This window comes from Psychrobacter sp. UBA3480 (genome assembly GCF_002377945.1).
In the GTDB taxonomy this organism is placed as follows: Bacteria; Pseudomonadota; Gammaproteobacteria; order Pseudomonadales; family Moraxellaceae; genus Psychrobacter.
Genome location: NZ_DFQV01000005.1, coordinates 1 through 10,226 on the forward strand (window position 1 = coordinate 1; position 10,226 = coordinate 10,226).

Below are 10,226 nucleotides of genomic sequence, written 5' to 3' on the forward strand. Positions count from 1 at the left end.
CGATCAATCTGCTCAACTAAAATAACATCGCCCTTATGAGCATCTTCAATCAGCTGCATAAGCTTGGGTCGCACCAAGATAGCTCCTGATTCGTTTTCGACATAGAAGGCGGCAATCTTGTGGCCATGATCGTTGGCAAATGCTATGAGTTCGCTTTTGGCACGCTTAGCATCTTGTTCTTTGGTAGACGCTCGTAGATACGCTCTGATAAACATAAACACCTAAAATAGTCTGTTATAAGTGGTTCCATTATAGCAGTCTGTTTTAAGTGGTCTGTTAATAGGTTTGAGGGGCGAAATAACTGGTTCCCTTGGGGTATACCCTAATTTACAATGCTCACTTGAAGTTAATAAGTCCAAAAAAGATTTGTTGGTAATTTTCATATCATTCAAAGTAGTTAGCTAACTCTCCCAAGCATAAGATACTTATCCAGTAGAATTAAGCTGCCTAGTTTAGTTTTTGCATTGGCGTAAACATACAAACAATCAAATGGAAAAATTATTATGATGTCTAAGCTAATCATTGTGGTGCTCATACTGTTATTTTTATCTGGTTTGTCAGGGCTACTGGAAATTGTATTTTACAACGGTATTAATGCCGATGGTATATTGCAAGAAAGTTTCTTTTTGCCGTTATCCTTCATATTGGCAACACTAGCGGTCGTACTTTATATATGCTCAATAGCAACTAAACTAATATCTGCAAAGCTCAAATGCTGATGATGGAAGCCTTATTTATGATTCATAATTTCAGAGCCACTTTTTATTTTTAGAATGTTCATATAACAGTCGTTTAACTAACGTCAATGACGAACACCCAACCTTATTTTATACTCTGCAATTATCTTCTATTATTACTAACATGTAAAAGTCATTTTATTCTAATGCTGGTTATTATTTCTCATAAACAATGTAAAGTAGGCGTTATAGATCAGATAGTAAGTAATGAGCTGAATCTATAGTGCTAAAAAAACATATGATTTACAGATACTGATCTTTCAGTCAACCTTATTAGGATTAAAATAATGACTCTTTCCGTAAATAAAAACAATGTAGCCTCACTTGCTCAAGAGTCTGGTATCCAACTTATTAAAGCAGGTACTTATAAGCTAAACCAACTCGCTGGCTTACTTGAAGTTAACAACCTAAAAAGTCAGATGGCAGAAGTTAGCGTCACCAATAATACTAATGGTTTAACGGTTGGTTTTTTTGCCATGCAACCTGGTGTTGAGTTTGAGTACACTTATGAATTTGTAGAATACAAAGTAATCACTAAGGGTAAAATTGTGATGCGGGATTTACAAGGCAACAAATACGTGGCAGAAGTAGGTGATATCTTACTATTTACACCTAACGTGACGGTTATATTTGATGGCGAAAGTGATGGTGAGGCAGTTTATACCGCACATCGCAGTGCTGATAACATGTTTGCACCTAAGTAAAATTTCAGGCTTATTATGAAAAATACATGATGAGCCTGTTAGCTGATTTCATGGTTGTTAATAACGATTTGAACAAGTCATCTGCCTTCGATCTATTGAGGAGGGTAGATACATCAAGTACTCACGATTAAGCTTCTAATATTCATGATTGTGATGGCCATAAGCTCACCATTTCCTGCCACGTAAAAGCCTGATTTATGATTTTAGCTTTCATGAATCTCACCTCATAATGACAGCAGTCTATTAGTTACTCTGGTTTTCATAACCTACCTTGCGAATAGATTGTCAGTTATTTGAATATGTTATTGTCTAGGACAACGTTATGAATATAATCACACCTAAAATTGTCGTTATTGGCGGCGGTGCTGGTGGTTTAGAGCTTGTAACCCAATTAGGACACAAGTTAGGAAAGAAAAAGCAAGCCGATATATTATTAATAGATAAAAACCGTACTCATATTTGGAAACCGTTACTGCATGAAGTCGCGACAGGCTCTATTGATTCTGATTTAGATGGTGTGGTGTACTCGGCGCATGCTGCTCAGCATCATTACCACTTTCAGCTGGGGGAATTTGATAATATTGATCAAAAAACTAAAACCATCACTCTTGCTGCACTGTATGATGAATCAGGCCATACTATCTTGCCGGAACGCCACGTGCACTACGATCATCTTGTTATTGCCATTGGCAGCATAAGTAACGACTTCAATACCCCTGGGGTGAAGGAAAACTGCTACTTTTTGGACTCAACTCAGCAAGCTCAACGTTTTCAGCATTCATTGCTTGATGGTTTTACGCGTCTTCATCAAGATGATAACCAGCAGCAAGCACTTAATATCGCCATTGTTGGTGGAGGTGCAACGGGAGTAGAACTTTCAGCTGAGCTGTACCATGTGTCTAATCTATTAAAGCTATACGGCTTGACAAATATGTCGCCGAAACGTTTACACATCCATTTAATTGAAGCGGGACCACGCATTTTACCTGCCTTGCCTGAGCGTATTGCATCAAGTGCTAAGCGCGAATTATTGAAACTAGGCGTTCATGTACGTGAACATACACAGGTGAAAGAGGCGACGAAGTACGGCTTTATTACGAAAGATGATGAGCAGATTGAGGCTGATATCATGGTATGGGCGGCAGGCGTAAAAGCCCCTGATTTTATTAAAGATTTGGGGGTTTTTGAGCTTACTTCTAATAATCAAATTCGGGTAAATAAATTTTTACAAAGCACGGTTGATGACCGTATCTTTGTATTAGGCGATTGCTGCGCCTTCACCCAAACCGATGGCAAACAAGTGCCACCGCGCGCGCAATCTGCACATCAAATGGCAAAATGTGTTGAAAAAAATATAATTGCAACGTTAAGAAAGCAGCCACTACGAGGTTTTACCTATAACGATTATGGGTCACTGGTTAATCTATCACGTTACGGTACTGTGGGAAACTTAATGGGTAATCTCACCAATAACAGCTTTTTCATTGAAGGAAAGATTGCCCGTTTTATGTACATATCGCTCTATCGCATGCATCAGATGTCTATTCATGGTGCCTTCAAGACATTTGCTTTATGGATTAGCGAAAAGATACTACGCATAGGTCGTCCAAAGATCAAATTACATTAAGTAAAACGACAGCGATAAACTGATTATCGCTGTCGTTTTTTTACACTATCATAAGAGGTTTGCGACGGGCACTAGAGGCGCATGAAAGGTGCGGTTCGGCTGATCTTCGACTCAGCGACTGTTTCAGGTAATCCTTGCGCCACGATATGGCCACCTTCACCACCTGCACCAGGGCCGATATCAATCACCCAATCACTACTACTAGCAACCTGCATGTCGTGTTCGACCATGATAACGCTGTTACCGGCATCAACAAGTCCATTCAATTGCGCCATCAACATCGAGACATCTTTTGGGTGCAAACCCGTTGTTGGCTCATCTAGGATATACAGCGTATCGCCGCGCTGCGTTCGCTGCAATTCAGTGGCAAGTTTAATACGTTGGGCTTCACCGCCAGATAGCTCAGTTGCTGGTTGGCCAAGTCGTAAGTAGCCAAGCCCGACTTGTAGCAAGGCACTTAATGCTCGCAAGATAGCAGGGTCGTCTGCAAAGAATTCATAAGCTGATTCAACCGTGAGCGCCAGCACATCGGCGATGTTTTTGTCACGATACGTGACCTCTAGCGTGTCCTCATTGTAGCGCTGTCCGTGACAGACTTGGCAAGGCGAATAGACGCTAGGAAGAAACAGTAGCTCGACACTCACAAAGCCTAAGCCTTCACAATTAGGACAACGACCTTTAGTCGTGTTGAATGAAAAACGCCCTGCGTTGTAACGACGAGATTTTGCCTCGCTCGTTGACGCGAATAGCTTACGGACATGATCAAACAGTCCGGTATAGGTAGCAAGGTTTGAGCGCGGCGTACGCCCAATAGCTTTTTGATCGACGGTTACCAGTCGTTTGACATCATCCATACCCTCAATGATTTGTCCACCGGTTGGCGTCTCCAACTCTTGCTCAAGTAAATCGGCTTCGCCAGTTGGAGCTTCAACCGTTTGTTTTTGTCCTAGAGCCTCATAAACGAGCTCTACCAAAGCTTGACTCACTAGACTCGACTTTCCTGAACCTGATACACCCGTGACAGTAGTCATCACACCCAATGGAAAACCGACATCCAGCTCTTGTAAGTTATTACGCGTAATCCCTGTAAGTTTAAGCCACGCTGTCGGCTCTCTTGGTGTGCGTTTTACGATAGCGTCAGTGCTGAACAGATAGCGGCTGGTATGCGAGTGAGTCACGTCGCGCAATCCCTCTACAGGACCACTATAAATCACCTCGCCGCCATGAGTACCCGCATTGGGGCCAACGTCTACGATCCAATCAGCGTGTCTGATGACGCTCACATCATGCTCGACGACAAACACTGAGTTACCAGCGGCAATGAGCTCATCTAAGGCACTTAGTAATGCTTGGGTATCTGCTGGATGAAGACCAGCGGATGGTTCATCTAGTACATAAACCACCCCAAAAAGTTGTGAGCGAATTTGAGTGGCTAGGCGTAAGCGTTGTAGCTCACCAGGAGATAGTGTAGGTGTGGTGCGCTCAAGTGATAAGTACCCCAAACCCAATAGGGTCAGTGCTTTTACCCGAGATAACATATCACTGGCAATGCGCTGAGCGACGATAGCCTTTTCACGATTTGCCATATTGTCAGTTGGGACTTTATTGGCCGCAGTCTCAAGCTTGCGCGCCAGTTCGATAAAGGTCAGTTGCGACAGCTCCCCAATATCAAGTCCTGCGAACGTAACGGATAGTGATTCTTTTTTCAGTTTTTTACCATCACATTCTGGACATACAGAGATTTGCATAAACTGAGAAACGCGCTTTTTTGTCAATGAGCTCTGAGTAGTGGCAAAAGAATGCAGTATGAAGCGCTTTGCACTCGAAAACGTGCCCATATAGTTGGGCTTTTCGCCGCTCTCAATCGCTTTTCTTACTTGCTCAAGGCTGTATTCAGGGTAGACAGGAACGGTTGGGGTTTCATCTGTAAACAAGATCCAATCGCGGGTTTCTTTTGGCAGTTTATGCCAAGGCGTGTCAATATCGTAGCCGAGTGACACCAGTATGCGGCTTAGGTTTTTGCCTTGCCACGCTGGTGGCCATGCTGCGATAGCACGCTCTCGAATGGTTTTGGTGTTATCAGGTACTAGTAACTCTTCGGTGACTTCAAACACGCGGCCAATACCAGAGCAAGTAGGACAGGCACCCTCAGGTGTATTTGGCGAAAACGCATCGGCATACAATATCTCTTGACCAGTAGGATAATCTCCAGCTCGTGAATAGAGCATGCGTAGCCCGTTTGAGATAGAGGTAACACTGCCCACTGATGAACGCACTGAGGGCGTACCTCGTTGTTGTTGTAGAGCAACTGCTGGCGGCAGACCTTCTATCATATCAACATCAGGCTCATCAACTTGATCTATCAATCGACGCGCATAAGGGGATACTGAATCTAAATAACGACGTTGTGACTCAGCAAATAAAGTGCCAAAAGCAAGTGATGACTTACCTGATCCTGATATACCGGTAAAAACGACCAGTGCATCACGAGGTAAATCTACATCTATATTCTTTAAGTTATGAACGCGAGCTCCCCTGACTCGAACACTGTGGTCAGTGTCACAGAGAATGTCTTTATTGATATGTTTATTGTTATTGGTGGCCATAAACAGGCGACTCCTATTGAATTGTATTTCTTGATTTTAAATATATTTGGATTTTGCTCATTGACGTTTGCAGTCATGGATAAGTGTTATTTATCTATTGATATTCTTTATAAAAGGTTGAATGTAATAAGAAGAATTTTAACATTTTGTTGCTATTACAGAGTCTGTGCGTTACTTACATAGTACGCGGACTCACATAAATAGACAGGGTATCAAGTGTTATAAAGCTGATTTCAATGACGAAAAAGGGTCCTGCAAAATTTGCAGGACCCTTTTTCGGTAGTATTGATACTAATATTAGCGGTTACGAACGAGCGGTCCGTAAGACTGCTGTTATGCTTCTTTGAAGCAATAAACGGCAAGCTTATTACCATCTAGATCACGAACATAGGCCGCGTAAGCGTTAGGCGCCCAATCGCGTGTACCAGGCTGGCCTTCATCTTGAGCACCAGCGCTCAATGCTGCTGCATGAAATGCGTCAATAGCAGCGCGGCTTGGTGCTTCAAAGCTCACCATATTACCATTACCAACACTAGCTGGTTGACCATTATTAGGTTTCATAACAAATAAAGATGGTGCATCTACGCCCCATATTGAACCATTATCACCTAGGTCAGCAATACGTTTAAGCCCTAGAATCTCTAAAACGTTGTCATAGAATGTACGTGCTTGATTAACATCGTTAGTGCCAAGGGTAACGTGAGTAAAAATGCTCATGTGTTGTTCTCCGGTTGTGGATGATTTTTTATCAATAGTTTTTCTATCGAGTTGCAGCAAGTTTGCCGCGTCGTCTGTCGATAGAAACCATCATACGTTATTTCATATAAAAGATAATAGGTCTAAAAAGAAAATGACTTTTACCATAAGGTAATAATAATTTTTATTAATAGAGGCTCGTATATCTACTCATGTTTGAACAATGCCATTATTTGTTCCGTCACCATCAAGACTGTTTATATAACTACTCAGCCAGAGACTTAAGGCTAACTGCTTACGCAAAATAATTTACTGTAAGTAGCCATTTTTAGATTTTATATCGGGCGGCAGATCGGTTTCTCCCAGTGCCTCTAGTAAGTTAATTTCGATGGTACGCGACAGAGCACTCAGTGGTAGATTGTTAGCGGCCAAGCCAAAAGGCGATTCCAACTCCTCACTAAGAGCATCTAAACCAAAAAAAGTATAGGCGATCACTGCACAGACAAACGGAGTAGCCCATCCCAGAGATGACACCAAACCAAAAGGCAACATAAAGCAATATAAGTAGGTGGTGCGATGTACTAACAGCGTATAAGCAAATGGTAGTGGCGTATAATGAATGCGCTCGCAGGCGGCCAAAACTACAGTCATAGAGGTCAGCCGTTCATCCATGTTCTGTACTAGAAATTCCTATAATAATCGCTCACGTCGGCTATAACCGACCTTTTTCCCCATCAGCCGCAGCAGGTACTCGGGCAGATTTTGCGCTTGGCGCATGCTGAGGTGATGCTCGGGTTCTACAAAACGATCAACGTCCTGCCAAGGTTCAGTGTCACGTAGTCGATGGCGCAGAGCATGAGTAAAGGCGATGGTTAGGTGAATCATACGGCGCTGGGTTTGCCGTCCAGTCTCCGTTTCTTCATCCATAAATGAGAGCACTTGGCGGGCCAAGCTACGAGCATCCACTACTAGCTGACCCCATTGACCCCTAGCTTCCCACCAGCGTTGATAGCTGGCATTGTTACGAAAGCCGAGGAACAATGATAAAGCAACCCCTAGAAAAGTGAAGGGAGCCGTACTATAAGAGGAGAAGAAGCCTGGAAACCAGTACTGGATGCCTGCTATTAGAGTGCTAAGCAAGATGGTGAGAAAAATCTGAGGATAAATTTTTGGTAGGATAGAGCCGCGCAAGGTAAAAAACAGCTTGAGTGCGTTCGGTTTTTGCTTGACGATCATGTCAGCCTCCTAACGATCGAGTTGGTTAGAGTAGTGTGCAAGACCTCCAAGTAATTAGATGATTTATCTTTCGAGGTGCGAGGCCTTAAAGTATGGGTAGTTCTTACTATCACCCAGTTAGGGTTTAGATAAATGTGCTGCTAAATAATCTAGTAGCAGCCTAATTTTTGGCGACAAATGGCGATTATGAGGATATAGAGCCCAAATAGCTTCCTCAGGTTCCCTAAGATTATCCAATAAGCTGACCAGCTCCCCCGATTCTAAATGCTTTTGTACGTAGTAATCAGGTAGCTGCACAATACCCAATCCCTTTATAGCCGCATCGACTAAACTATAACCGCTGTTATAACGCACGCTACCTGTCACTCGAATGTTTTTCTCTTTACCAGACTCTTTAAAGTGCCAGTAGTCTAGCGTCCCCAGCAGACAGTTATGTTGACCAAGTTCGGTCAGAGAATGCGGTATGCCGTATTTCTCAATATAGGAGGGCGCCGCACAGACAAAATTAGTACGACTACTGAGTTTTTTTGCCATCATAGTCGAATCACGAAGCTTTCCAATGCGAATGGCTAAATCATAGCCCTCTTCAATCAAATCAACCTGCTGATTACTCAAAAAGGCAGTCACTTCAATATCACTATATTGCACCATAAAGTCATTCACCAATGGCATCAATTGTTGTTCACCATAAGTGACAGGAGTTGTCAGTTTAATCATGCCTTGCGGTTTTGACTGCAAATTAGTCACCGCTTGCTCTGCGGCATCGAGACCATCAAGTACCCCGCGGCAGTGCTGATAAAAAACACGGCCTTCTTCTGTTAGCGAGACCTTACGAGTCGTTCGGTAAAGTAATTTAATATTGAGACGTTGTTCTAAGGCGCTGACTTGTCGACTTACTTGAGCGGTCGAGATGCCTATTTTCTTTGCAGCTTTCGTAAAACTCTCGTATTCAGCCACGTAAACGAACTCACTGATACCATCCCATTTCATCATTATTACCTATATGCAAAAGATAGTTTCGAATATAGCATATTATCATCTAATCAGAAATAGATATAATACAAGCATAAATTCAAACAGGCTCCAGTTCATTGCAACTAAAGCTTGCTAATACAAGAGGTGCAAAATGAGTTGGATGTTTCTTTTTTTCGGAGTGGTTGCAGAAGCTTTATCTCACGTTGCATTAAAACAGACGGATGGCTTCACTAAGCCGTTAGCAAGTATGTTAGTTCTGTTAGGACATCTAGCTGCATTTGTTTTTTTAGGACAGGCTATGAAAGGAATGCCGGTTGGTATTGTTCATGCGCTATGGGCAGGACTTGCGATAGTGACGGTAACGGCATTGTCTGCGGTTATCTACCGACAACATCTCGATTTGAGCACTTGGATCGGCATGGGGTTGGTTGCAGTAGGCGTTGCTACCATTAGCCTATCACAAGGGCATAGCCATTGATGTAAAGTAGCAACGAAGTACTGTATCCTTTTAAGTAGCTGCATTTGATGGGGCTAAAAGATAATAGTAAAGCAGTAGAACACTCATATCACAAAATGGTAAGGTAAATAGAGATCAAATTTTTCGCTCAGCTCAACATGGTGTTCTAGAAATATGTCTGAGTTGAACAGGGACAACAATCAACTAACCAAAAAGAGAGACTCTTATGTCAGATAAATTTATTAAATCGAAAGCCGCCATTGCTTGGGGGCCAAATCAGCCGCTATCTATCGAAGAAGTGGATGTCATGCTGCCGCGCAAAGGCGAAGTCTTGGTAAAAATCATCGCTAGCGGCGTTTGTCATACCGATGCCTTTACCTTATCTGGTGAAGACCCAGAAGGTGTATTCCCAGCGATTTTGGGTCATGAAGGTGGTGGTATCGTTGAGCAAATTGGTGAAGGCGTCACCAGTGTCCAAGTTGGCGACCATGTCATTCCTCTATACACCGCAGAATGTGGTGAATGTAAATTCTGTACTTCAGGTAAAACCAACCTATGCTCAGCAGTGCGCGAGACTCAAGGTAAAGGTCTGATGCCAGACGGCACAACGCGTTTTTATAAAGATGGTCAGCCAATTTACCATTACATGGGTTGCTCAACTTTTTCTGAATATACTGTCTTGCCAGAGATCTCATTGGCTAAAGTCAATAAAGAAGCGCCATTAGAAGAAGTTTGCTTGCTAGGTTGTGGCGTCACGACTGGTATGGGTGCGGTCATGAACACTGCAAAAGTCGAAGAAGGTGCTACGGTCGCTATCTTTGGCATGGGCGGTATTGGGCTGTCAGCGGTCATCGGTGCTGCAATGGCAAAAGCCAGCCGCATCATTGTGATTGATATCAATGAAAGCAAGTTTGAGTTAGCCAAAAAACTAGGCGCAACTGACTGTATTAATCCAAAAGATTATGACAAACCAATTCAGGAAGTCATCGTTGAGTTAACCGATGGCGGTGTTGATTATTCGTTTGAATGTATCGGTAACGTCGATGTGATGCGTTCCGCGCTTGAGTGCTGCCATAAAGGCTGGGGCGAGTCGGTTATTATCGGCGTGGCTGGTGCAGGTAAAGAAATTTCAACCCGTCCATTCCAGTTAGTGACTGGTCGTGTCTGGAAAGGTTCAGCATTTGGCGG

8 protein-coding genes and 1 pseudogene are annotated in these 10,226 nt (G+C 43.0%); 4 read left to right on the forward strand and 5 right to left on the reverse strand.

From position 1 onward, the window contains the following. On the reverse strand, positions 1 to 215 hold a 215-nt coding region (locus tag B2863_RS01960; RefSeq protein WP_296207168.1), incomplete at its 3' end, for a recombinase family protein. Positions 216 to 1,024: 809 nt separating this feature from the next. Here B2863_RS01960 and B2863_RS01965 point away from each other — a divergent pair. Together B2863_RS01965 and B2863_RS01970 are read left to right on the forward strand one after the other, a co-directional pair. Further along, positions 1,025 to 1,441, forward strand: coding sequence for a hypothetical protein (locus B2863_RS01965; protein ID WP_102076501.1), 417 nt, complete (start codon positions 1,025 to 1,027; stop codon positions 1,439 to 1,441). 322 nt (positions 1,442 to 1,763) lie between these two features. Then, positions 1,764 to 3,068: an NAD(P)/FAD-dependent oxidoreductase gene (locus B2863_RS01970; RefSeq protein ID WP_102076502.1), complete on the forward strand. Its 1,305-nt coding sequence runs from the start codon at positions 1,764 to 1,766 to the stop codon at positions 3,066 to 3,068. 71 nt (positions 3,069 to 3,139) lie between these two features. Here B2863_RS01970 and uvrA read toward each other — a convergent pair whose 3' ends face one another. From uvrA to B2863_RS01990, 4 genes and pseudogenes are all read right to left on the reverse strand, one after another. Then, on the reverse strand, positions 3,140 to 5,674 hold the full coding sequence (gene uvrA / locus B2863_RS01975) for an excinuclease ABC subunit UvrA (protein ID WP_102076503.1): 2,535 nt from the start codon (positions 5,672 to 5,674) through the stop codon (positions 3,140 to 3,142). Between the two features lie 333 nt (positions 5,675 to 6,007). Next, positions 6,008 to 6,391: a VOC family protein gene (locus B2863_RS01980; RefSeq protein ID WP_102076504.1), complete on the reverse strand. Its 384-nt coding sequence runs from the start codon at positions 6,389 to 6,391 to the stop codon at positions 6,008 to 6,010. A 288-nt stretch (positions 6,392 to 6,679) separates the two neighbouring features. Next, positions 6,680 to 7,606 (reverse strand): annotated as a pseudogene (locus B2863_RS01985) (bestrophin family protein). A 117-nt stretch (positions 7,607 to 7,723) separates the two neighbouring features. Continuing rightward, a complete protein-coding gene (locus tag B2863_RS01990; protein ID WP_102076505.1) occupies positions 7,724 to 8,596 on the reverse strand; it encodes a LysR family transcriptional regulator in 873 nt (290 codons plus the stop codon). A gap of 145 nt (positions 8,597 to 8,741) precedes the next feature. Here B2863_RS01990 and B2863_RS01995 point away from each other — a divergent pair, with 145 nt between their 5' ends. Beyond that, positions 8,742 to 9,059, forward strand: a complete 318-nt coding sequence (locus tag B2863_RS01995; RefSeq protein WP_228706520.1) for a DMT family transporter — start codon at positions 8,742 to 8,744, stop codon at positions 9,057 to 9,059. A 205-nt stretch (positions 9,060 to 9,264) separates the two neighbouring features. Continuing rightward, a partial coding sequence (locus tag B2863_RS02000) for an S-(hydroxymethyl)glutathione dehydrogenase/class III alcohol dehydrogenase (RefSeq protein WP_296207178.1) occupies positions 9,265 to 10,226 on the forward strand: 962 nt, incomplete at its 3' end.

What these genes read in the sequence shown, in the direction of transcription:
- B2863_RS01965 (WP_102076501.1), top strand. Translation starts at nt 1,025, where the DNA reads ATGACTCTTTCCGTAAATAAAAACAATGTAGCCTCACTTGCTCAAGAG.
- B2863_RS01970 (WP_102076502.1), top strand. Translation starts at nt 1,764, where the DNA reads ATGAATATAATCACACCTAAAATTGTCGTTATTGGCGGCGGTGCTGGT.
- uvrA (WP_102076503.1), bottom strand. Translation starts at nt 5,674, where the DNA reads ATGGCCACCAATAACAATAAACATATCAATAAAGACATTCTCTGTGAC.
- B2863_RS01980 (WP_102076504.1), bottom strand. Translation starts at nt 6,391, where the DNA reads ATGAGCATTTTTACTCACGTTACCCTTGGCACTAACGATGTTAATCAA.
- B2863_RS01990 (WP_102076505.1), bottom strand. Translation starts at nt 8,596, where the DNA reads ATGAAATGGGATGGTATCAGTGAGTTCGTTTACGTGGCTGAATACGAG.
- B2863_RS01995 (WP_228706520.1), top strand. Translation starts at nt 8,742, where the DNA reads ATGTTTCTTTTTTTCGGAGTGGTTGCAGAAGCTTTATCTCACGTTGCA.